This window comes from Xanthomonas hydrangeae (assembly GCF_032697525.1).
GTDB lineage: Bacteria > Pseudomonadota > Gammaproteobacteria > Xanthomonadales > Xanthomonadaceae > Xanthomonas > Xanthomonas hydrangeae.
On the sequence record NZ_CP103836.1, the window covers coordinates 4,440,954 to 4,465,021 of the forward strand.

14 protein-coding genes and 1 pseudogene are annotated in these 24,068 nt (G+C 66.3%); all 15 read right to left on the minus strand.

What is annotated here, in order from left to right:
• Positions 1-3: 3 nt before the first annotated feature.
• Positions 4-2,181, minus strand: coding sequence for a methyl-accepting chemotaxis protein (locus tag NYR97_RS18850; protein ID WP_316695249.1), 2,178 nt, complete (start codon positions 2,179-2,181; stop codon positions 4-6).
• Between the two features lie 348 nt (positions 2,182-2,529).
• A complete protein-coding gene (locus NYR97_RS18855) occupies positions 2,530-3,063 on the minus strand; it encodes a hypothetical protein (protein ID WP_316695250.1) in 534 nt (177 codons plus the stop codon).
• 634 nt (positions 3,064-3,697) lie between these two features.
• Positions 3,698-5,836 (minus strand): annotated as a pseudogene (locus NYR97_RS18860) (methyl-accepting chemotaxis protein); the annotation flags it as partial.
• Between the two features lie 341 nt (positions 5,837-6,177).
• Positions 6,178-8,469 carry a methyl-accepting chemotaxis protein gene (locus NYR97_RS18865; protein ID WP_316695251.1) on the minus strand — a complete coding sequence of 764 codons (2,292 nt, stop codon included), beginning with the start codon at positions 8,467-8,469 and terminating at the stop codon, positions 6,178-6,180.
• Positions 8,470-8,730: 261 nt separating this feature from the next.
• On the minus strand, positions 8,731-10,731 hold the full coding sequence (locus tag NYR97_RS18870; RefSeq protein WP_316695252.1) for a chemotaxis protein CheA: 2,001 nt from the start codon (positions 10,729-10,731) through the stop codon (positions 8,731-8,733).
• Between the two features lie 33 nt (positions 10,732-10,764).
• On the minus strand, positions 10,765-11,130 hold the full coding sequence (locus NYR97_RS18875; protein WP_002806565.1) for a response regulator: 366 nt from the start codon (positions 11,128-11,130) through the stop codon (positions 10,765-10,767).
• Entirely contained in the window at positions 11,127-11,435 is a 309-nt protein-coding gene (locus NYR97_RS18880) for an STAS domain-containing protein (RefSeq protein WP_006448510.1), read from the minus strand. The genes NYR97_RS18875 and NYR97_RS18880 overlap by 4 nt, the downstream gene beginning before the upstream one ends.
• A 103-nt stretch (positions 11,436-11,538) precedes the next feature.
• The gene (locus tag NYR97_RS18885) at positions 11,539-12,789 is read right to left on the minus strand and encodes a chemotaxis protein CheW (RefSeq protein ID WP_316695253.1); all 1,251 of its coding nucleotides are present in this window, start codon (positions 12,787-12,789) and stop codon (positions 11,539-11,541) included.
• Positions 12,786-13,568, minus strand: a complete 783-nt coding sequence (locus NYR97_RS18890) for a ParA family protein (RefSeq protein WP_055826914.1) — start codon at positions 13,566-13,568, stop codon at positions 12,786-12,788. The genes NYR97_RS18885 and NYR97_RS18890 overlap by 4 nt, the downstream gene beginning before the upstream one ends.
• A gap of 1 nt (position 13,569) precedes the next feature.
• Positions 13,570-14,544, minus strand: coding sequence for a flagellar motor protein MotD (motD, locus tag NYR97_RS18895; RefSeq protein WP_316695254.1), 975 nt, complete (start codon positions 14,542-14,544; stop codon positions 13,570-13,572).
• 7 nt (positions 14,545-14,551) lie between these two features.
• Positions 14,552-15,292, minus strand: coding sequence for a flagellar motor protein (locus tag NYR97_RS18900; protein WP_026064871.1), 741 nt, complete (start codon positions 15,290-15,292; stop codon positions 14,552-14,554).
• A gap of 852 nt (positions 15,293-16,144) precedes the next feature.
• Complete coding sequence (locus tag NYR97_RS18905; protein ID WP_316695255.1) at positions 16,145-18,280, minus strand: TonB-dependent receptor; 2,136 nt, start codon at positions 18,278-18,280, stop codon at positions 16,145-16,147.
• A gap of 81 nt (positions 18,281-18,361) precedes the next feature.
• Positions 18,362-21,769 carry a hypothetical protein gene (locus tag NYR97_RS18910; RefSeq protein WP_316695256.1) on the minus strand — a complete coding sequence of 1,136 codons (3,408 nt, stop codon included), beginning with the start codon at positions 21,767-21,769 and terminating at the stop codon, positions 18,362-18,364.
• Positions 21,766-22,656: an ABC transporter ATP-binding protein gene (locus NYR97_RS18915; protein WP_316695257.1), complete on the minus strand. Its 891-nt coding sequence runs from the start codon at positions 22,654-22,656 to the stop codon at positions 21,766-21,768. The genes NYR97_RS18910 and NYR97_RS18915 overlap by 4 nt, the downstream gene beginning before the upstream one ends.
• Positions 22,657-23,241: 585 nt before the next feature.
• Positions 23,242-23,997 carry a class I SAM-dependent methyltransferase gene (locus NYR97_RS18920; RefSeq protein ID WP_316695258.1) on the minus strand — a complete coding sequence of 252 codons (756 nt, stop codon included), beginning with the start codon at positions 23,995-23,997 and terminating at the stop codon, positions 23,242-23,244.
• Positions 23,998-24,068: the final 71 nt, after the last annotated feature.

A 24,068-nucleotide genomic window follows, 5' to 3' on the forward strand; every position in this document is an offset into this window, starting at 1 on the left:
TGCTCAGCCGGTGGCGAGCAGGGCTCCTGCGTGTGCGCCAACGCGGCTATGGCTGCGCTGTGCAGGAACCGCTGCGCTCACCCGGAAGCTGGACACCGCTTCGTCGAGCTGCTGCGCCTGCTGCTGCATGGCGTTGGCGGCGGCGGTGGCTTCTTCCACCAGCGCGGCGTTCTGCTGGGTGCTCTCGTCCATCTGGGTGACGGTGAGATTGACCTGCTCGATACCGGCCGATTGCTCCTGGGAGGCGGCGGAGATCTCGCTCATGATGTCGGTGACGCGCTGCACCGAGGACACGATCTCGGCCATGGTCTTGCCAGCCTGATCCACCAGCGCCGACCCCTGCGCCACCTTGCCGACCGAATCGTCGATCAGGTGCTTGATCTCTTTCGCCGCGCCGGCCGAGCGCTGTGCCAGCGTGCGCACCTCGGAGGCCACCACGGCAAACCCGCGGCCCTGTTCGCCGGCACGCGCGGCTTCCACCGCGGCGTTCAAGGCCAGGATATTGGTCTGGAACGCGATGCCGTCGATGACGCTGATGATCTCGGCGATCTTCTTGGACGAGGTCTGGATACCGGACATGGTGTCCACCACCTGGCTGACCACGTGCCCGCCTTGCGATGCCACCGATGCCGCACCGATCGCCAGTTGATTGGCCTGACGTGCGCTCTCGGCGTTCTGCTTGACGGTGGAGGTGAGTTCCTCCATCGAGGCGGCGGTTTCTTCCAGGTTGGCTGCCTGCTGCTCGGTACGCTGCGACAGGTCGTTGTTGCCGGCGGCGATCTCGCTGGCCGATCCGGTGATGGAACTGGCGGCTTGCTGGATGCGTCCGACGATGCCGGCCAGCTGCGTGGCGGTGGTGTTGGCATCGTCGCGCATGCGTGCAAACACGCCGTGGAACTGGCCGTCCATGCGCGCGGTGAGGTCGCCCTCGGCCAGCGCGGCCAGCAACTCGGACAGCTTGCCCAGATTGCGATCGCTGACCTCCATCATCGCGTTGAGGTCGTTGATCATCCGTGCCGAATCGTGCTTGAAGCGTGTGGCATCGCCGCGCTGGCTGAAGTCGCCATTGGCCGCGGCCTGGGCCAGGCGCTTGATCTCGGTGTTGATCGCCAGCAGGCTGGCCTTGGCCGCATCCATCGCTTCGTGCAGCAAGGCACGCGTGCCGGGCAGGCGTGCGGCGTCGCGCGACAGGTCGCCCTGCGCGTATTCGTTGAGTACCCCGATCGCATCGATGATGGCGTCCAGGTGTTCGAAGATCATGGTGTTGATGCCGCCCGCCAGCTCGCCGTAGACACCGGGGAAATCGGTCGGCATGCGGTGGCTGACGTCTTCGCCAGCGTGCATGTGCATCATCACCTTGGTCTGCGCGGAGAAGCGCTCCAGCGTGTGCACCATCTCGTCGGTGGCCTTGAGCATCTGGCCGATTTCATCGCTGCCGTGCTGGGCGGTGCGCACGCTCAGATCGCCACGCGCCACACCCTTGATGGCGGCGAGCGCACGCGACACCGGCTCCAGAATCGAGTTGCCGATCAGCCAGCCCACCAGCAGATTGATCAGTACCAGCACGCCGCCGGCCACGGCGACAATGCCGGTGAAGGCCAGCGCCTGCGCCTGGGTGTCGTCCAGATACACGCCGGTGCCGATCACCCAGCCCCACGGCTTGTACAGCGCCGCGTAGGAGGTCTTCTGCACCGGGTCTTTTTCGCCCGGCTTGGCCCAGGCGTAATCGACGTAGCCGCCGCCAGCCTGCGCGGCAGTGACGAATGCCGGAAAGATGCGCTTGCCGTCCGGGCTCAGCACATCGTTGAGCGGTTTGCCGTTGAGATCCGGGCGGGTGGGGTGCATCAGCATCACCGGCGCCTGGTCGGTGACGTAGATGTAATCCACACCGCCGCGTGCGCGCATGGTGGACAAGGTATGCAGCGCGGCCTTCTTGGCGGTCGCCACATCCATTTCGCCTTTTTCGGCGCGCTCGGCATACCCATTGACCACCGCAATCGCCATTTCGATCTGGCTCTTGAGCCCATCGCGGCGCGTATCGGTGAGATCCACGTATTGCATGCGCGCGGCGATCACCGCCAGCGCGATGATGCCCAGCGCCACCAACGCAGTCTGGAACAGGAACTTGCGCTTGAGCGGCACGTTGGCCAGCGTGTTTGCGATCGTGGTCTTAAACGTCATGGCAGGTATCCAGTGAAAGGATGTGTGACCGGGATATGTCGGATAGCGACCCGATTGCAGAAAGGTTGAGCGTTGCCCGACGGCTGGTGTGGGGGTGGCTTGCAGTGCTTTTTTGAAGCCATTTTTGAAGCCGTTGCTGGTCCCGCGCCGGCACACGACTCGGTAAGCCTGCGGCGGGTTACGCGCACCGTCAGGCCGCACAGCGCACGCCGCACGCCGACCTGGACGTCAGGTCGCGTGGATCGGCGCAGCGTGGGGGGCTGGCTGGAATGTGCTTGCGGTGCCACCACGACCGAGGAGTGGCGGGGTAGGCGTTTTGCGGATGCGCAGTAGTTTTGTTAGCCGCTCTTAGTTGCGCTGCGTGCTGCTGACGCTTGCCACGGACTGCTGCAGGTTCTGCAGTTCGCTCCACAACTGGTGGCGGGTATCGCCGTCGTGGCCGAGCGACAAGGCTTGTGCGGTTTGCAGATCGCCATCGTGCAGGGCGCGATTGGCCTGACGGTGTTGCGCCAGATACTGGCCCAACTGCTGCTGCACCAGCGCAAACTGCCGTGCCTGTTCGCCTTGCGGTGCAGTGGCCTGGAAGTAACCGGCATGCCGCGCGATACGTTGACGCAGATGGCCCAGACGCTCGTCGTAGGCATCGACGCGTGCGAGGTCATGCGAGGCGGCAAGCTGCGCACGCTGGTCGTCGCGCAATTGCACCAGATCGATGGCAAGCGACTGCAGCGCGCTCACCGGGACGTTGTCCAGAAGCACCGAGACCGGCGCCGCCGGTGCGGCGAAGGAGGGGGGCAACGACACACCGGCAGCCAGCAGCGCGACAACGAGCATGGAGCCCAGCATGTGGCGGGCAGAGCGTGTGGAATTGGTGGTGTGCATGCGGAGTTCCTTCGACGTAGCGCGGGCAAGACTGCCCTCATTGCTCTGTGTATCGGCCGCAGAAGCTTGCGCTTGATCACCTTTCGACCAACGGCAATGTTGGGTGGAATCTCAGGGGCCTTGCGATGTGGCAGGGGGGGCGAGGTGGGGTATGTCTGCCGGTTTTTGCCTGATAGCAAAACGCCCCGACAGGATCGGGGCGTTTTGAGCGTCAGTGGCAACGTGCGCGAAGCGTCTAGTAGCTGTGCCAGCATTGCGTGTGATTGGTGATTGGTGATTGGTGATTGGCTGCGGCGCCGTACCCTCACCCCAATCCCTCTCCCGGCGGGAGAGGGGCTATGAACCCTTCTCCCTGCGGGAGAAGGTGGCGCGAAGCGCCGGATGAGGGTACGGGCGAAGCCTCGTTCACTAAAAAGCGCGTCGCTGGAACTGGCAGAGCAGTTGGTGGACAACTTAATTGGCACAGGGCTTCGCTCCGTACCCTCACCCCAACCCCTGCTCCGCGCCCCGGCCCGCGCTTGCGGCGCGGGCGCTCCAAGGCACGCGCGCCGATGGCGCGCAAGCTGTGCCTTGTCGCCCCGGCGGGAGAGGGTCTTTAAATCTGGCGCCTTCAGCCCTCGCTCCCTTAAACCGCTGCCAGACGCCGCAGGGCCGGGATGTTCGTTGCCGACGGCAGCGCAGCGTTCGGCTGGATCTTGAAGATCGCCACCGCATCGGACAGCTCACCGGCCTGTTGTTCCATCGCACGCGCGGCGGCACTGGCTTCTTCCACCAGCGCGGCATTCTGCTGGGTGGCTTCGTCCATCTGCGTCACGGTGAGGTTGACCTGTTCGATACCGGCGGATTGCTCCTGCGAGGCGGCGGAGATCTCGCCCATGATGTCGGTCACGCGCTGCACGCTGGCGACCACTTCGGTCATGGTGGTGCCGGCCTGATTCACCAATAGCGAGCCTTCGGCGACCTTGCCGACCGAATCGTCGATCAGGTGCTTGATCTCCTTGGCCGCGTCAGCCGAGCGTTGGGCCAGCGTTCGCACTTCCGAGGCAACCACGGCAAAACCGCGGCCTTGATCCCCCGCCCGCGCCGCTTCCACCGCGGCGTTCAAGGCCAGGATGTTGGTCTGGAAGGCGATGCCGTCGATGACGCTGATGATCTCGGCGATCTTCTTCGACGATGCCTCGATGTCGGCCATCGTGGCGACCACCTTGTTCACCACCTCGCCCCCTTGCGAGGCGACGCTGGCCGCGCCGATCGCCAATTGGTTGGCCTGGCGGGCGCCTTCGGCGTTCTGCCTGACGGTTGAGGTGAGTTCTTCCATCGAGGCAGCGGTTTCTTCCAGGTTGGCCGCTTGTTGTTCGGTGCGCTGCGACAGGTCGTTGTTGCCGGCGGCGATTTCGCTGGCGGCGGTGTTGATCGAAACGGTGGCGTGCTGGATGCGCCCGACGATGCCGGACAGCTGCTCGGTGGTGGCATTGGCATCGTCACGCATCTGCGCGAACACGCCATGGAACTGGCCGTGCATGCGCTCGGTCAGATCACCCGCAGCAATCGCCTGCAGCACCTTGGACAGCGCGCCCAGATTGCCATCGGCGGTGGCCATCAGCTGATTGAGGCTCTCCACCATCGCGAGGAAGTCGTACTGGAAGCGCTGCGTATCGCCGCGCACGCTGAAGTCGCCATTGGCAGCGGCCTGCGCCAGCAGCTTGATTTCGCTGTTCATCGCCGAGAGATTGCGCTTGACCGCATCCATGGTGTCGCTGAGTACGGCTTTTTCGCCGGGCAGGCGGTCCATGTCCTGGCTCAGATCGCCGACCGCATAGCGCGACATGATGCGGGCCAGCTTCATCTTCACTGCAACATGCGATTCGACTAGTGCATTGGTGTCGCGCACCATGCTGCCGTATTCGCCGGGAAACACTGCCTCGTCCATGCGGAAGCTGATCTGCCCGCTGTCATGCCGGCGCGCCATCTCCTGCTGCGCGGCGGCAACGGCCTTGAGCTGGTCCTGCATGCCGCGCATGCTGGTCAACAACTGGCCGGGCTCGTCGCCGGGCTGCGGGCCGATCGGGTTGTCCAGCTTGCCGTGCGCGATCGCTTCGGCCACTTGCGTGGCTTGCGTCAATGGACGCACCAGGCTGCGCGAAATCAGCCACGCCAGTGCGGCAGCGAGGAACGCCGACAGCAGGCCGAAAGCGATCAAGGCCCGGTTGGCCAGCGCGACGCTGCCCAGGATGGCCGCTGCACCTGCAGCGTTCTGTTGGTTCTGCAGTTCCACTGCGGCGGCAATCGCGTTGGAGCGACGTTCCAGCAGCGGCTGCGCTTCACCGTTCAACAGGTGTTTGGCGCCTTCCAGATCGCCGTCGCGGGCCATTCCCAGCAGGCGATTATTGGTGGCTCGGGCGGCGGTGAGGCTGTCTTCGATGACCTGACGCGCGCGCATGCCTTCGGTGGTGGTCGGCAAACGCTTGAGCGCGGCCCACAGCTCCGCGTAGTGGGCGCGATTGGTCTTGAGCTCTGTGTCGATCGCGGGCTGTTGTTGCGGCGTCGCCAGCAGGAAGTCGCGGATATAGCGCTCGCCGAGCATGTTGCTTTCGCGCATCTGGTTGAGCAGCTGCGCTTTGCGGTTATTGATTTCGATGATGATCGAGACCTGGTTCTTGACCGTCTTGAACTCGTATAAGGCCAGGCTGGTGGAGCCGGCCAATAGAACGATCAACAAGGTGAAAGCCAACGCCAGGCGTCGCCCGACGTTGAGCGAATGCAGAAATTTCATGGTGTTCTCTGGGAGGGAGGGAGGAAAAGAGGTACAGCGGTAGCGTCCGCTCGCCGAGCTTCTTGAGCTGGCCGGCGTTCGCTGGCGCGCTTGCGTTCATGGTCATCGCGACGTCCGCGCGGGCGGCTGAGTGCGCAACGTCAGTACTGAGCAAGCGGAGCAGGGCGCGGCAGAATCGCCGAGCGCGGCGCGCAGAAACGTGCGGCATGAGCAAAGGGGCGCTGCCAAACAGGTCAACGCACGGCGCGGTGCGCAGCAATAAAGAAAAAGCCCCGGCAGCGCTGCCGGGGCTTCTCGTCGAGGTGGCCGCCAGAACCGCGGCCGTGCGAGGTGCTGAAAAATCAGAACTCGTGCCAGCTCGAATCGCCGTCGGCCGCTGCTGCGACCGATGCACGTGCGGCCATTGCCGGCTTGCGCCGGGGCTTGGCTGCAGCGGCAGTGGTGGTGCTCGCGGTTGCCGGTCGCTTGGCGACAGCGGCCTTGTCGTTTGCCACACGCTGCGGCGCTGGGCGGCTTGGCGTCGACGGCAGCGCCGCAGCCTGCTGCACCTTGAAGATCGACACCGCATCGGAGAGATGCCCGGCCTGTTCTTCCATCGCACGCGCGGCGGCGGTGGCTTCTTCCACCAGCGCGGCGTTCTGATGGGTGGCTTCGTCCATCTGCGTCACAGTGAGATTGACCTGCTCGATGCCGGCCGATTGCTCCTGCGAGGCGGCGGAGATCTCGCCCATGATGTCGGTGACGCGCTGCACCGACGACACGATCTCGGCCATGGTCTTGCCGGCCTGATCCACCAGTGCCGCCCCCTGCGCCACCTTGCCGACCGAGTCGTCGATCAGGTGCTTGATCTCTTTCGCAGCGCCGGCCGAACGCTGCGCCAGCGTGCGCACCTCCGATGCCACCACCGCAAACCCACGCCCCTGTTCGCCGGCACGCGCCGCTTCCACTGCGGCATTCAAGGCCAGAATATTGGTCTGGAAGGCGATGCCGTCGATGACGCTGATGATCTCGGCGATCTTCTTGGACGACACCTCGATGCCCGACATGGTGGTGACCACCTGCGCCACCACATTGCCGCCTTGCGCGGCGACGTTCGCCGCGCCGATCGCCAGTTGATTGGCCTGGCGTGCGTGCTCGGCGTTCTGCTTCACGGTGGAGGTGAGCTCTTCCATCGAGGCGGCGGTTTCTTCCAGATTGGCCGCTTGTTGCTCGGTGCGCTGCGACAGATCCTGATTGCCGGCCGCGATGTCGCTGGCAGCCGAATTGATCGAGCTGGTGGCGTGCTGGATGCGCGCGACGATGCTGGACAGTTGTTCGGTAGTGGCGTTGGCATCGTCGCGCATGCGCGCGAACACGCCATTGAACTGGCCGTGCATGCGCTCGGTCAGATCGCCGGCGGCGATGGCCTGCAGCAATTTCGACAACGAACTCAGATTGGCATCGGCGGTGGCCATCAGCTGATTGAGGCTGTCCACCATTGCGTGGAAGTCGTACTGAAACCGCTGCGCATCGCCACGCACGCTGAAGTCGCCATTGGCGGCGGCCTGTGCGAGCACCTTGATCTCGCTGTTCATCGCCGACAGGTTGGCCTTGACGGTGTCCATGGTGTCGCTGAGCACGGCCTTTTCGCCGGGCAGGCGATCCATGTCCTGGCTCAGATCGCCGATCGCATAGCGCGACATGATCTGCGCGAGCTTCATCTTGACCGCGATATGCGCGCCGACCAGGCTGTTGGTGTCGTGCACCATGGTGCCGTAGTCGCCCGGGAACGCGGTCTGATCCATGCGGAAGCTGATCTCGCCGGCATCGTGGCGTTGCGCCATTTCCGACTGTGCGGCGAGCACGGCCTGCAACTGACGCTGCATGCCCTGCATGCTCTGCAGCAACTGCCCGGCCTCGTCGCGGCTGTCGATATGGATGGCGTTATCCAGCTTGCCTTGCGCGATGGCACCGGCCACTCGCGTGGCGCGACCCAGCGGGCCGGCGATGCTGCGCGCAATGAACCAGCCGGCGAACGCGGCCAGCAACACCGCCAGCGTCATCGCCGCAATCATGATGCGCACCGAGCGCTGGTACGCCGCTTCGGCGCTGGCGATCTCGGTATTCATATGCGCGGTGTTGAACTTGGTCAGTTCCACCAGCTTGGCGAACAGGTCGCGCCGCGCCGGGCGCGATTGTTCGTCGGACACCGCATTGGCCGTGACCAGATCGCCGGCACGCACGGCTGCGCCGAGCGCGGCGTTGGCCTTGTAGTAGTCGGCGAGCTTTTGCTTGACCCCGTCGTACAGCTCGGCTTCTTTGCCGGGCATGGTGGTCTTGGCGTATGCGGCTTGTGCCAGATCCACTTCGCCGCGCGCCTTGTCCATGCGCTCGAAGTAGTTCTGTACCGCCTTCGGGTCGTCGGCATGCGCAAGTTGCGCAAGCTCGTAGGTGCGGAATTCGCCCAGCAGGGCGCGCATTTCGCTGAGCTGCTGCACCGCCGGTGCCCAGGTATGGCCGATCTCGCGCAACAGATGCGCATTGGCTTGCATGCGTGCCAGGGCGAACACGCCCAGGCTCAAGGTGATCAGTGCGGTAAACGAAAAGGCGACAGCCAGCTTGCGTGCGACGGCGAGATTGCGGAACCAGTTCATCGGAGTCATCTCTTGCTTACAGAGATCAATGGGCACCGTTGGCGTCTGGCAATGCATCAGGCGCGCTAGGACGGTCGCTGAGTCAGACGTGGCCGAGGGCCAAGACACACCGCGGGTCGTGCCATGCCGCGCGGGTTCGTAGATGCCGGCGGGCCCCAGACCGCCGGAAAACATCACACCATGATGTTGCTGTTGTTGCTGTTGTTGCCGTTGTTACGCGGCGTCCATGCCGCATCGCTGCATACCCTTGGACAGCTTGTGTCAGGCGGCTTGCGGTACGCGCAGTGAGCGCACCAGGCCACCGATGTCCACGATCAGCGAGACCCGGCCATCGCCCAGGATGGTGGCGCCGGAGACGCCCGGGATACGGCGATAGTTGTTTTCGATGTTCTTGACCACGACCTGCTGCTGGCCAAGCAATTCGTCCACTTCCAGCGCGATCTTCTGGCCGTCGCCTTCGACCACCACCACCAGCGATTCCTTGGAGGACTGTTGCCCGCCGAAACCGTAGTAATTGGTGAGCGACAGGATCGGCAGATATTCGCCACGCACCCGCAGCACCCGGCCGTCGCCGGCCATCGAGCGGACATCTTCCGGCGCCGGCTGCAGCGCTTCGAGCACGTAGGACAGCGGCAGGATCAGGGTTTCGCCGGCGACCGATACGGTCATGCCGTCCAGGATGGCCAGGGTCAGCGGCAGACGGATCAGCACGCGGGTACCGCTGCCGGCGCTGCTTTCCAGCTGCACTTCGCCACCCAGGCCCTGGATGTTGCGGCGGACCACGTCCATGCCCACGCCACGACCGGAGAGATCGGTCACTGCGTCAGCGGTGGAGAAGCCCGGTGCGAAGATCAGATCCCACACCTGCGCATCGGTCGGGTTGTCCGGCACGGCAATGCCGCGTTCGGCCGCTTTTTCCAGGATCTTGGCGCGATTGAGGCCACGGCCGTCGTCGCTGACTTCGATCACGATGTGACCGCCCTGGTGCGATGCAGCCAGGGTGATGGTGCCGGTCTCGTCCTTGCCGGAGGCGCGGCGCGCATCGGGCATTTCCAGACCATGGTCGATCGAGTTGCGCACCAGGTGCACCAACGGATCGGCAATTTTTTCGATCAAGCCCTTGTCCAGTTCCGTGCTTTCGCCAATCGTGCGCAGACGCACCTGCTTGCCGAGGCGGCTGGAGAGGTCGCGCACCAGACGCGGGAAGCGGCGGAACACCGCATCGACGGGCAGCATGCGCACGCCGATGACCGCTTCCTGCAGATCGCGGGTGTTGCGCTCGAGCAGATCCAGACCGGCAAACAACTGTTCGGCATGCGCCGGGTCCAGGCCGGTGGAGACCTGCTTGAGCATGGCCTGCGTAATGACCAGTTCGCCGACCAGGTTGATCAGGGCATCGACCTTGTCGACGCTGACGCGGATGGAGCTTTCGGCTTCGGCCGCGGCGGCCTTGGCAGGCGTGGCAACGGCGGCGGCAGGTTCTGCAGCGGCCGTTGGTGCAACCGCGACGGCGGCAGTGTCAGCCGCGTCGACCGCCAGGCTCGGCGGTGGGCCGGGCACGGCCATCGGGCGGATATCCAGCTCGCAATCGTCCACCACCCAGGCAAAGGTATCTTCGATCTTGCTGCGCGGAATCTTGCCGATCAGGCCCAGATCCCAGGCCAGATAGGCTTCCAGCGGGTCGATGTTTTCAAAGCCCGGCATGCGCTCCAGACGTGCGGCAATCTGCAGCGGGCCCAGGTGCTCGAGCTCGCGGATGATGCGCAGCGGGTCGTTGCCGCTCATGAACAGCGACGGCGCCGGGGTAAAGCCGATGTGCCAGGCTTCGGGTTCTTCTTCCTTCGGCTTGGCAACGACTGCAGCTACCGGGGCTTCGCCAGCCAGCACCGCGTTCAAGCGGGTGTGCACGGCCTTGACCGCAGCCGGGTCGGCCGGGGTGCCGTGTTCGGCTTCGCGCAGCAGGGCGCGCAGCACGTCGACCGAGCCGAGCATGGCATCGACCGCGTTGGGTGCGAGCTGGCGCTTGTTGGAGCGCAGTTCGTCCAGCAGCGTCTCAAGCACGTGGGTCAGGCCGGCGACGGCCTCGAAACCGAAAGTGGCAGCGCCACCCTTGATCGAGTGCGCGGCGCGGAACACCGAGTTGATGATTTCCGGGTCGCGGTTGCCCTCTTCAAGGGACAGCAGCCCGGCCTCCATCGCGTCGAGCCCTTCACGGCTTTCCTCGAAAAAGGTGGCGTGGAAACGTTGCAGGTCCATGCTCATGGGTGCGAAATCCGATGGTGAGGCGAGAGAGAATTAACCCAGAACTTTCTGGACGGTGGCGATCAGCTGTTCTGGATTGAACGGCTTGACCAGCCAGCCGGTGGCACCGGCAGCTTTGCCTTCGGATTTCTTGTCGGCCGCCGATTCGGTGGTGAGCATCAGCATCGGGGTGAACTTGTAGTCCGGCAGTTGGCGCAGTTCGCGAATCAGCGAAATGCCGTCCATGTTGGGCATGTTCACGTCGGTCACCACCGCATTGAAGCGCTGGCCCTTCGCGCGGCCCAGCGCAACGGCGCCGTCTTCGGCTTCTTCGACGGCAAAGCCGGCAGAGGTGAGGGCGAAAGAGACCATCTGGCGCATTGACGCCGAATCGTCCACCACCAAGATACGTGCGCTCATGCGGCGTTCTCCACAGATTTCAGGTTGTCATTGGATGCGGAAAGTCCGAGCGCGTCGGTGACGCCGAGCAGACGGACCGCATCTCTAAAAGTGTCGTTGCAGCCATCGAACTCGGTGTTCAACCCGGCCTGGCGGCGGGCCTGGACGAAGGCGCAGAGCAACTGCACGCTGGCGGTGTGGATACGGCGGACTTCACCGGCGTCAAGCACCAGGTCGCCATCCTCCGCGAGGACTGCGGCTAGCTTTTGCTTGAGGTCGGTGCTGGTCTCGATGCCGAGATCCTCACCCAATGTCACTGTGCTCATCGTTGCTCCGAACGGACGGTTCTATGCGTACTAACGGCGGGGGGCGGGAAAGCTTTAACGTTGAATCGCTGCGCGTGCATGCGCGCGTCAGCTATGCGGCGCATCAATGCAGCAGATGGCTGGCGTCGAGCAGGATCATCGGCTGATGACCCAGGCGCGCGACGCCGCGGAACAGGTTGTTGGAAATGCGGCACAGGCGGGCGTTGTCCGGTGGCTCGATCTGCTGATCGGTGAGGCTGGTGACGTCTTCCACCGCCGACACGCGCAGACCCATGGTTTCGCCGTTTTCTTCCAGCACCACCACGCGGGTGTGCAGGTCCATGTCCACCGCCGATGCACCGAGATGGATACCCAGATCCATCACCGGTACTACCTGGCCACGCAGATTCATGATGCCGAGCATCGCGCTGGGGGTGCCGCGCAATGGCAGCAGCGGCACCGGCAAGACCACTTCCTGCACCTTGAGCAATTCGAGTGCATACGTCTGTTCGCCGCAGCGCAGGCGCAGCCAACGCGTACTGCGTTCGGCCGCGCGTCGTTCGGCATGGATACGCTCGGCCTGGCCGGGCGCGAGCAGCGCTTCGAGGCCTTGCGGATAGATCGATGGCGGTGGCGCGCGGTGCGGTGCGATCGGCGCTTGCGCCGCGCGCGCAGGTGCCGGCGCGGCTGGTGCGGCAAGACCGAAGGCCGGGTCCGCGTCCATCTCCGACAACAGATCGGCAGCCAGCAAGTCGGCACTGGAGGCGGCGGTGCCGAAGGCCGGGTCTGCGTCCATTTCGGCCATCAGATCGGCCGTGCTCATGAACGGGCTGGGCGCGGCGGTGGCGAAGGCGGGATCGGCATCCATTTCGGCCAGGAAATCGGCGGCGATGTCTGCAGCGCTCGGCGCGGCAACGACGGGCGGGCCGAAGGCGGGATCGGCATCCATTTCGGCCAGGAAATCGGCGGCGATGTCTGCAGCGCTCGGTGCGGCAACGACGGGCGGGCCGAAGGCCGGATCGGCATCCATTTCGGCCAGGAAATCGGCGGCGATGTCTGCAGCGCTCGGCGCGGCAACGACGGGCGGGCCGAAGGCCGGGTCGGCATCCATTTCGGCCAGGAAATCGGCGGCAATCGCTTCGGCACTGAGGACGGGGGTGATTGCTTCCGGCACAGCGACGGCCTGCACGGGTGGCTCTGCCAGCGCGACATCTGCATCGGTGTCGGCAAGCGCCGGTGCCGCGGCGATGTCGGCAGTCGCCACCGCAGCGGTGACAGCAGCGGCAGTCGCGGCAGCGGGGATCTCCACGCCGGCATCGTGCAGCAGGCCTTCCAGATAATCGTCGAGCTCACCGTTGGCGGTGTGGTTGCTCATGCGGCTTGCTCCATGGGCAGCGCGTCATCGGCCAGCACCCATTCCAGCGCGCGGCGATAGGCAGACAGGCCACGGCCCTGATAGTCGCCGCCGGTGGCGGGAACGGTCAGTGCCGCAGCGTTACAGATACGGGTATCCACCGGCACCGCGTCTTCCCAGACGACTGCGCCGTAAGTGGCCTGCATTTCCTTGAGCGTCTCGGTGCCGGCGCGGGTGCGGCGGTCGAACAGGGTCGGCAGGATCGACACCGGCAACGGACGGCGACGCGAGCGCTGCACCATGTCGGCGGTGCGCACCATGCTGGCCAGGCCATGCAGGGCGAGCGGCTCGGCCTGGGTCGGCACCACCACGCGGTCGCAGGCCGCCAATGCATTGATCATCAGCAGGCCGAGCGTGGGCGGGCAGTCCAGCAGGATGTAGTCGTGCTGGCCGGCGTGGCGGGTCATCGCGTTCTGCAGCGCCAGGCCCAGGCCGGGCTGATTGGCGCTACGGCGTTCCAGCGTGGCCAGCGCGGCTTGCGCGCACACATACGACAGGCCGGGAATGCTGCTTTCGTGCGCCAGGCTGGCCAGATCGCTCGGCGGGGTGCCGAACAGGTCCAGCACCCCGCGCGGCGGCGGGTCCACCGCCACGCCGAACGCGCGGGTCAGCGAGGAGTGCGGATCGAGATCGACCAACAGCACCCGGTGGCCGAGCGCGGCCAGGCCGCGACCCAGTGCCAGCGTCGTGGTGGTCTTGCCCACGCCGCCCTTTTGGTTGGCGATTGCCCAGATACGCATCTCACTGCACTCCTTGAATTACGGCGGGGACGGAACTTGTGCCGCTTTCGGTGGTGACGGCCGTTTGGCCGCCGTCAGACTTGGGAAGCTTCGGCGCCCCGGCGGCGGTCGCATGCATCTGCGATGGCGGATCGGGTGCGAGTGAGCCAGCCGAATCAGCGAGGATGATCAACACCACGCGCCGGTTCGCATTCCGTCCCGCCTCAGTGCTGTTATCGGCACGTGCGCGGAATTCTCCATAGCCCACCATCGCCAATCGCTGCGGGGCGACGCCGTCGTCGGCAAACAGGTGCACCACGCTGGCGGCGCGCGCGGCCGACAGCTCCCAGTTGGAGGGGAACTGTGCGGTGGCGATCGGCTGGTTATCGGTATAGCCCTCCACGCGCACGCCGTTGGGCGCATCGCGCAGCACCGAGGCGAGGGTGGACAGCGTGTCGCGGGCGGTGCCGGCCAAGGCGGCCGAGCCGGTGCCGAACAGGATGTCGCTGTTGATCTCCACTTCGATCCACAGATCGTTGCGGCGGATGGTGATGAGTTTCTTGTCGATCAGCGGCGCCAGCGTCTTGCTCAGCTGCGCGGCCACCGCATCCATCTGCCGCTGCGCACGCGCCAGTTGCGCCTGGTTGCGCAGCGACACCGGCATGCGCATCTGCGCGGCCATCGATGGCAGCAGGGTGGGGTCGGTGGGGCCGTTGGAGGCGGCCATCTGTGCGCCGGCCTTGATCACCGACGGGCGGTCGTAATCGGCCCCCAGGGTCTGGGTCTTGCCGATCTGCACCGGGCTGGCGGCAGTGGACGAGCCACCGAACGCGGTGGTCAGCGCCTGTGCCATGACCTTGTACTTGCCCTCGTTGAGCGAGGAGATGGCGTACATCACCACGAAGAACGCCAGCAGCAGCGTCATCAGATCGGCATACGGAATCGCCCACGCTTCGTGGTTGCCATGGTCTTCGTGATGTTTGCGACGGCGGGCCATGGGGGGGCTAATGCAAGTAGCCTGCCAATTTCGATTCGATGTTGCGCGGGTTCTCGCCCTGGGCGATCGCGATCAAGCCTTCGATCGCCATTTCGCGCTCGTTGGTGCTGCAATGGATGACGCTCTTGAGCTTGGCGGCCACCGGCAGGAACAGCAGGTTGGCCGAGGCGATGCCGTAGATGGTGGCGGTGAACGCCGCGGCGATGCCATGGCCGAGCATGGCCGGGTCGGCCAGGTTCTTCATCACCGCCATCAGCCCCAGCACCGCACCGATGATGCCCAGCGTGGGCGCATAGATGCCCATGCCTTCGAACACCTTGGCCGCGGCAAGATCCTGACGCTCCTGGTTGTCCATTTCGATCTCGAGCATATGCCGCATGGATTCGGGCTCCACGCCATCGACCAGCATCTGCAGGCCCTTGCGCAGGAACGCGTCGTCCTGGCGCGGGAGCTGGTCTTCCAGGCCCAGCAGGCCCTGGCGACGGGCGATGTTGCTCCATTCGACAATGCGCGCCAGCAGCTGCGGGCGGTCGCTGGCCGGCGGCTGGATCACCCAGCGCAGGATCTTGAAGGCGCGCCGGAAAACCGCCGGAGAGGTGTGCAGCAGGATCGCCGCCACGGTGCCGACGATGACGATCACGAAGGCAGCCGGCGACCACAGCGACGAAATGCCGGCGCCTTTCAACACGCTGCCGCCCACGATCGCCACGATCGCAAGCACCAGTCCGATAATGCTCAGTCTGTCCATGCAAGCGGTATCGGCGCGAGCGCGGCGGACTTGATAGACGTGCTCGGTCGATGCGCCAGAAAGTTGTCGTTCTGGGCCATGCGCCCTTTTATCGCTGCGGGCTCAAGGCATCCGTAGCGCTCGTTTAAAGCCCCTCTCCCCCCGGGAGAGGGGTTGGGGTGAGGGTACGGCGAAGCACTACGCCTGTCGGTACTAGCTTCGGTAAGGGGCGGCAGCGCGGCCGGGGATCGGCTCCTCGGCTCGGTCAGACATCCTGTCTGACTCGCCGCGCGGCACATCCATGTGCCGCTCTCCGCCGATCCCCGGCCACGCTGCCGCCTCGGTACTTCGTTGCTGTGACTCAGTCGAGATGAGTGCATCGATAACGCCAGTCGCCTGAAGCCCCTCTCCCCCCGGGAGAGGGGTTGGGGTGAGGGTACGGCGAAGCACTACGCCTGTCGGTACTAGCTTCGGTAAGGGGCGGCAGCGCGGCCGGGGATCGGCTCCTCGGCTCGGTCAGACATCCTGTCTGACTCGCCGCGCGGCACATCCGTGTGCCGCTCTCCGCCGATCCCCGGCCACGCTGCCGCCTCGGTACTTCGTTGCTGTGACTCAGGCGAGATGAGCGCATCGATAACGCCAGTCGCCTGAAGCCCCTCTCCCCCCGGGAGAGGGGTTGGGGTGAGGGTACGGTTGGCCAGTGTTATTGCGGCACACGTACCCTCATCCGGCGCTACGCGCCACCTTTTCCCGATGGGAGAAGGGAACAAGTCGCCGCGCTAGCACTGCAGGTCACCTACGACCTGAAGACCTTGCCCAATCGCAGCGAGATGGAACGCGCCGTGTGGCGGCGTAGGTGTAAGTGGCGTGCGCTCAGAAAGCGTATTGGAACCCCAGCCCCAACGTGCGGCCGCGCGCCGGCAAGCCGGTGATGACGCCTGGAGCCGCGTAGTTGCCGTATAGGTCGTAGCGGTCGTCGCCGAGATTGTCGGCCCAGGCATACAGCTCGGCGTTGCCGTTTTCCAGGCCGATGCGCAGGTCGATTTTCTGGTAACCGGCCAGGTCGAAGTTGTTTTGCGGATTGGCCGGGCGATTGCCGACGCCGCGGTAGCCCAGACGTGCATTCAGCGCGGGCGCTGCCAGGCCCCAGAACTGGGCCAGTTCGCGGTGGTAGGCAAGACTGAGATTGCCGCTCAGGTGCGGAACATCGGAGACACGGTTGCCGGCGGCGACATCGCCACCGGAGACGCCAATGGCGGTGCTGGTGATGTTGGCATCGATGTAGCTGAGGCCGGCGCCGAGCGTCCAGCCGCTCGGCAGGTGCCAGTTGCCCTGCAGTTCGGCGCCCTTGCTGCGGGTGTCCGCATTGACCGTGCTGACCGCCAGCGTAGCGACGTCATAGCCAAGCAGATGGTCGTCGTGGACCTGGTTCAAGTACACCGCGCCGTCCAGCGAGAAACGTTGGTCTGCGGAGGCATGCTTGAAGCCGATCTCGCTGCTGTTCACGGTGGCGGCGCGATAGGGCCGGCTGTCGATCGGCTGGGTCGCGTAGTCGTTGAACCCCTGCGATTTGTACCCGCGTGCGTACACCGCGTAGAGGTTGGTGGTCTCGGTCCAGGCGTAGGACAGCGCGGTGCGGCCGGTCAGGTAATCGTCGCCAACCCGGCGGCTGTCGCCGACAGCGCTGCCGCCGACGCCATACAGCCCGCGGTAGGTCTTGCGATCGCGCGAGTAGCGCAACCCGCCGGTGAGCTTGAACGCCTCACCCAACGGCAGCGTGGCCTCGCCGTACAGCGCGTAGCTGTCGGTGCCGAAGTCGCGCTGCTGCTGGTTGCCGGTGCTTGCAAACAGCGAGTCGAAACTGCGTTGCGAATGCAGCAGGTTCACCCCGGTTACCCAGAACACCTGCGCCTGCGGCAACGAGGACCAACGCAGGTCCTGGCTGTTGACGCGTTCTTCGGAGAAGTCGGTGGCCAGATACTCGAACGCCGAGCCGAACAGGGCCTGGGTGAGACGGCGGTCGTACCCCTTGCCGCCGGTGAAGTCGGCACGGGTCTGCGCGGTGATCGAGGTGATGCGGCTGTTGTCCAGGTCATGGTCGATCTGCAGCGAGTAGCGCCGCATCTGCTTGCGGTTGCCATCGAACACGCCGGGCGTCAGGTCCAGGCTGGGCTGCTCGCCGAACGGACGCAGCACCTCCTGGGCCACCTCATGGCGGGTGTTCTGGCCTTCGAGGATCAGCAGCACCTTGGTGCTGTCGGCGAGCTCCCATAGCAGGCTGCCGCGCAGCGCAGTTTCGCTGGGTTCGACCAGTGGGCGGCCGTCCTGTGCGTTGTCCACCCAGGCGTCGTAGCCGCTGTGACGCACCGCGATGCGCCCGGACAGATGCTCGGACAGCGCGCCGCCAAGCGCGGCCTCCTGCAACTGCTGGCCCTGCTCGCCGGCTTCCACGCGCACATAGCCTTCGCGGTCGCGGGTTGGCCGGCGACTGGTCACATTGATGGCGCCGGCTTCGCTGTTGCGGCCGAACAAGGTGCCTTGCGGCCCCTTGAGCACTTCGACCTGCTCGACATCGAAGGTCGCCAGCGCGGCGTGGCGCATCGAGATCGCCACGCCATCGACATTCAACACAACCGAGCCGTCGTCCATGCTGACCTGATTGAGCGAGCCGACGCCGCGGATGCGGACATTGCCGTCGTTGCTGCCACCGTACGAACTGACGTCCACACCGGGCGTGTTGCGCAGCACCTCCTTGATGTTGAGCAGGCGCCCGGCCTCGATATCGCTGCGACGCGTCACGCTGAGGCCGAACGGCACATCCTTGGCGCTTTCGTCGGCCAGCCGCGCACTGACGCTGACGGTGGGCAGGTCGGTGGCCTGTTTGGCATCGTCGTTGGCGGAGTCGGCGAGCGCGGCGACCGGCAGCAGGGCCAGGACGATGGCCACGGCGAGCGCGTCGGCGCGGTGACGCGATCTGCCGCGAGCGGCAAGTAATACGGTGGACGGCATGGAGAATCCTTGGATGGGCAAAGGCGAACAGGAGAGGCGGCTGGCGCTGCTGCAGCGCCACGGTTGGCGGGCATCGCGCGATCAGGGCGGTGGCGCGCTGGCCGTCTCGGGATGCAGCAGCAGCTGTTGCGGGTTGCGCTGATAGGACGGCCAGGCGTCGAGCAGCAGTCCGTCGCTGTCGGGTGGATAACGCGTGTAACTGGAAGGCGCGGCCTGCAAGCGCACGACCCCGTCGCGACGCGTCAGCAGGCGGTAATGCGGGACGCTGTCGGTTGCAGGTTTCCAGCCGCCGCCGTGCCAGCGCCAGCGGCTGGCGTCGATGCGGGTGCCGGCGCGATCGCGCTGCAGTGACAGCTGCGAGGCCAGCGGTGCGCCCAGTTGTTCTGCGGCGGCCTGCGGCCCGGCGTGTGCGGCCAGTGCGTCGGCCAACGGCACCCGTGCGGCGAGCTGGCGGGTCACGTTGTCGAAATCCTGCGGACGCTGGCGCGCGGTCCAGTCCAACGCCGCCAATGCGGCGTAGTGCTGCGCCCAGCCGGAACTGCGCGCCAGGGTCAAGGCGCCGACCGGGACATCGCTGTCGGCCAGCACGCGTGCGGTGGTGTCCGAGCTGCGGATGAGTGCCTGCTGCAAGGCGGCCAGCCCATCGACATCGCCAACACACAGCAGGCCGAGCGCACCGGCTACGCCGTCGCCCAGCCAGGCGGCGCTGCGGCCCTGGCGCAGATCGGCCGCGTTGGCCAGCGCTTGCCGTGCCAGTGCCGAGGCGATGCGCGCGCGCCGCAGCGAGCGGCCAACGCCTAGATCGGCCACGTCCCAGCTGGGCGCTTCCGGCAACACCAGGGTGGTGCCGAGCAGACGTGGTTCGCCCAGGCCGCGCGGCCACTGCGCGATCTCCTGCACCACGCCGACGTGTCCCAGTCGCCGCTGCACGCAGGCCTGCATGGCCTGCACGTCGGTGCCGATACCGGGTGCGCTGTCGGCGCGCCAGCGGTCGTGGACGATCCGCAATGGACCCACCAGGGTCTGGTGCGGATCAGCCGCCCACGCCACTGCGAACGTCAACGGCCCCTGCGTCCGGCCATGGGTGACGGCAGTGGAGACGGCGCCGCCGCGTTGCAACGACCAGCGCCATGTGCCGCGCGGGGCGATCGCGTCGCTGGCGACCGATGCGGCATCGGGCGGCAGGACGGCAAGCGCACCCAGGCCGTAGCGACGCCGATCGCCGGCGTTTCTGAGCACCCGATCCGGATCCAGCCCCAGGCGCGGCGCAGCGTCCTGGGCACGTAACCAGAACCCAGCGTGACCCAGCCATGCCGGCTGGCCTTCGGCCGACCATCCGTTGGGCGCGAGCGACCACTGCAGTCGTAGCGTACAGCCGGGGGCACGGGTGGCGCAGGCGCCGAGCGGCACGACCAGATGCGCGTAGGCCACCTCGGCGCTCACGCGGCGGCCGTCGACCGTGGCGGCTTGCAGGACGAACCCGTTCGGCAGTTCGGCATGCAGGCTGCCGGTGGCCGCACGCACGCCGTGCAGCGTCCACGCTCCCTGCAGGCGCTCGGCGGCTGGATCGAGCTGCAGGCGCAGGTCGCCGCCGGCGACCGTGTAAGCACTGGCGTCGGCCAGCCAGCGCCGTTCCCAGGCGGCGTCCTCGCGCTGGATGAGCGCCAACGGCCGATAGCCGCCATGGCCGATCAGCTGTGCATTCAGCAGCGTACCCAGCGCCAGCAGACCGACCAGCGCAACGCTGGCGAGCACGCCCACCGGTCCGCGCAAGCGGTTGCCGATGTGCCTGGCGCCCTGGCGCAACCGGCTGTCGACACCGCGTGGCAGCACCAGCACAGCAGCGGCCACCAACGACGCGCACAGCGCCAGCTTGTAGCCGTCCAGGGCGAGCAGGTACGCGCGCCAGGGTGCCCAGCCGCTCAGCCCCGACAGCTGCAGATGGACCGGAATGCCGACCTGGTACAGCGGGTAGTCCGCCATCCCCAGCTCATGGTTCACCACCAGGATGAAGGTCAGCAGCATCGACAGGCTGTAGGCGACACCGGCCCGGCGGCACAGCGCATGTACCAAAAAGCTCACTAGGCCCAGCTCGAGCAGCGGCGGCGCCATCACCAGCAGCTGATAGAGCAGGGCATCGCTCAGGTCCAGGGCCGCAGGCAAGGCCAGCGCGGTGACCAGCACGGCGGCGGCACCCGGCAGCAGCGACAGCAGCACGGTCATGGCGATCACCGCCAGGGCGCGCGCGAACGGACGCAGCCAGACCGGCGCAGGGAGCGCATCGAACATGCTGTCGAAACCATCGACCTGGTCGCGTCGCCAGACCCAGCCGGTCAAGGCGGCGATCAGGAACGCGATCACCAGATAGGTGGCGTCCTTGAGCAGCGGCAGCAGCAGGTCCGGTCGTGGCAGCAGCGGGCCGTCGGCATGCCAGATGCCGTGGACGAATGCGCTGAGTACGCACATCGCGGCCAGGACGGTCATGCCGGCCCACCAGCCACGGCTGCGTGCGAGTTGACGTAGCTGCCAATAGGTTTCCAGCCACAGCGCGCTCCCCCAGTGCGAGGCAGCAACCGGCGCCAGTGACCGCTGCACGGCCGGCGTCTGGGTGGCCGCCGCGGCGGGTACCGCAGCCGCAGCAAGCGGTGCCGCCGCCTCCAGCACCATCGATTCGCGTCGGACGCCATGCAGCGCCCAGGCCAGCAGCGCCAGCGGCAGTGCACCCCACACTGCGCGATTGAGCACGAACCCCGGCGTCATCGGCAGCAACGCGGTGGATTTCTGCAGAGGCGTCCAGGCCTCGATGCGGGTATGCGCAAAGGTGAACAGCGACGGATCCAGCACTGCCGCCAACAGCGGATTGATGTCGCCGCCTTTGAGCACCACCACCGCGAACATCCACAGCAACATCAACAGCGCCGACAGACCGAAGGCGCCGGCCACGCTGCGGGTGCGCAGGGTGATCAGGTAGTACAGCGCGCCGATGCCGGTGCCGGCCGGCAGCAACAGCCAGCCCCAGGCGAACAGCAATGCGCGCCATGGCGGGGCCGCGATCGAGCCGGCTGGCACCAGGCCCAGCCAGCCCAGTACCGGGGCGGCGATGAAACCCACGATCAGCGCACTGGCCAGCAGCGCGCCGACCAGCGCGGCGCCAATGAAGCGTCCCCACAGCAACGCCGGCAGGCAGACCGGCAGCGACAACACCACTTCATGCAGATCGGCCTGGCGGTCGCGCAGCAGCGGTTGCGCAAACACCCAGGCCCAGGCGAAGAACAGGAAGAACATGCAGCCGGTGGACATCAGGTAGATCAGGCTGGGGGCGTTGCGCGGAATGTCGGTGCCGCCCATCTGCTGCACGTAATCGGCATTGGTCAGGCACATCAGCAGATAGCCGGTCAGGCCGACAAAGACCAGCCCGACGATGCCGCTGCGCAACCCGGCGCGCAGCTCCGCGCGCGCTTCCTGCAGCAGCAGCTGCGCTGCGCTCATGCCGCCTCCGCGGCGTTGGCGTGCGCCTGCGCCAACGCGGCGTAATACACGTCTTCCAGGCGCGGCAGGTGCGGCACGAAGCGTGGGTCCGGCGCTTGCTGCGCCAGTACGATCACGTGCGAGCCCTCGGGGCTGGCGGTGGCGTGCAGATGGGGCGGCAATGGCTGACTGCGCGGCACCACGCAGTGCCACAGGCGACCGCAATAGGGCGCGATCAGCTCGGCCGGGGTGCCTTCGGCGACGATGCGCCCGGCCGCCAGGATCGCCAGGCGCCGGCAGAGGTTTTCCACGTCCTCGACGATGTGGGTGGACAGCAGCACGATTGCGTCGGCCGCCACCTCGGCCAGTACATGATGGAAGCGATTGCGCTCGGCCGGATCCAGCCCGGCGGTGGGTTCGTCGACGATCAGCAGACGTGGCGCGCCCACCAGTGCCAGCGCGATGCCGAAGCGGCGCAGCATTCCGCCGGAATAGCTGGCGACTTCGCGGTCGGCGGCCTGGGCCAGATTGACCTTCTCCAGCAGGCCGTGCACTTCGTCGCGGCGCTCGCCTCGGTCGGTGCGTCCCTTGAGCCAGGCGAACCTATCCAGCAGCGTGCGCGCGGACATGCCGGGATAGGCGCCAATGTGCTGCGGCAGATAGCCCAGGCGGCGGCGCAGGTGGTCCGGGTCGGCGAGCACGTCCACACCATCGAGCTGAATCCGGCCGCCGTCGGGCGTCTGCAAGGTGGCCAGGGTTCGCATCAGGCTGCTTTTGCCGGCGCCGTTGGGCCCGAGCAGCCCATACATGCCCGATTGCACATGCAGGTCCACTCCGGCGAGCGCGTGGACGCCGTTGCGGTAGGTCTTGCTCAAGCCTTCGATCAGTAAGCCGGAGGTGGCGGTCATACGCGTCCAGTGCCTTGAAGAATGGGGGCTGTGAATGTGGAAGAGGCGCAGCACCGGCGACTTGCTGCGGCAGTGCCTGCGGGCGATGCGTAGGCGATGTCGGTCCGGATTTGGTGCTGCGCCAGTCAGGTGGTCGTGTGTGGCGTTGCATGCCGTCGCCGGTGGCAGCGGGATGCGCATACGTCGCTGCAGCCAGTGCCCGCAAAGGCCCGGTGCCGTCAGTACAAGTGGGCGATCACCCGCGCAGCGCTGGAGTGCCGAAGTCGCGTGCCGGTCCGCGCGGGCCGGCAGCGCAACGCCGGCACCTCCACTCACGCGAACGAGGTGTCGGTACGCAGCACAGGGGCTTGATGGTCATTGATGAAGTCGATGTCGGGCCGCAATCGCCAGGTGAAGATAATGTTATGTTTTAACATAACAATTGATGTCCGTCACGGTTAAGTGTGGTCGGCAGGGGCTTGCCTCGCGTAGGAATTCCGCGCGTGCAACCGCCGCTTCAGGTCTGCAGCGCGCGCAACGCGTGCCGGACCGTGCGAACGCGTTGCCGACGGCATCCGCACCATCGGCCAGGGCGTGACTGCACGCCTATGTCAGCCGCAGCAGCGCGGCAGGAACCGGGCTGTCGGCCAGCCGCTCTGCCGTGAAGCCGGCTGCGGCGGCTTCGTCCAAGACGGTGTCCAGGCCGAACGCCCGCCATTCGCGCTCGATCGCAAAGCTACGCAGCTGCGTATCGCCGTCGCTTTGACCAAAGCGCGTCCGCCAGCGGATCAGCTCCGGGTCCGCTTCGGCGGGTTGCCCACTGAGCCAGATCTGGTAACGGTGCCGTCCCACCTGGACGTCGGCCACCTGCGACTCGGGGATGGATTGCGGCCGGTCCAGCGGCATCACGTCCACCAGCACCACGCCTGCCGGTGCCAGCGCTGCTGCCAGTCGTGGCCAGAGCGCGCGCCGCGTGGGCGGGTCGAAGAAGCCGATGCATCCGCAGGCCAGCGCCACATCGATGCTGGCAGGCAACGGGGCCTGGGCGATGTCGGTGGGGTGCACGGTGACCCGGCTGCGCAGTTGGGCGTCGGCCAGGATGCGCGCCATCAGCCCTACGCGCATCGAGGCGGAGGGTTCTATGGCGTGGATGTCGGCCAGTGGCAAGGCGTCGGCGATGAGCTTGAGCGCCATGCCGGTGCCGGTACCGATGTCGAGCACGAGGCGTGCGTCGGGGCAAGCGGCGCGCAGGGCACCGGACACCGACGCGTGGCGCGCTTTCCAATGTTGTTCGGACAGGATGTCGTACCACTCGGCGGACTGGGTGTAGGCGTCCTGGGATGCGGCGAGGTTGTCTGTCATGGGGGATCCTGGTGAGCGGTGATGTGCGGCGATCGGCGCGGGGGAAGGCAGGCGTGTGTGCGAAGTCGTGC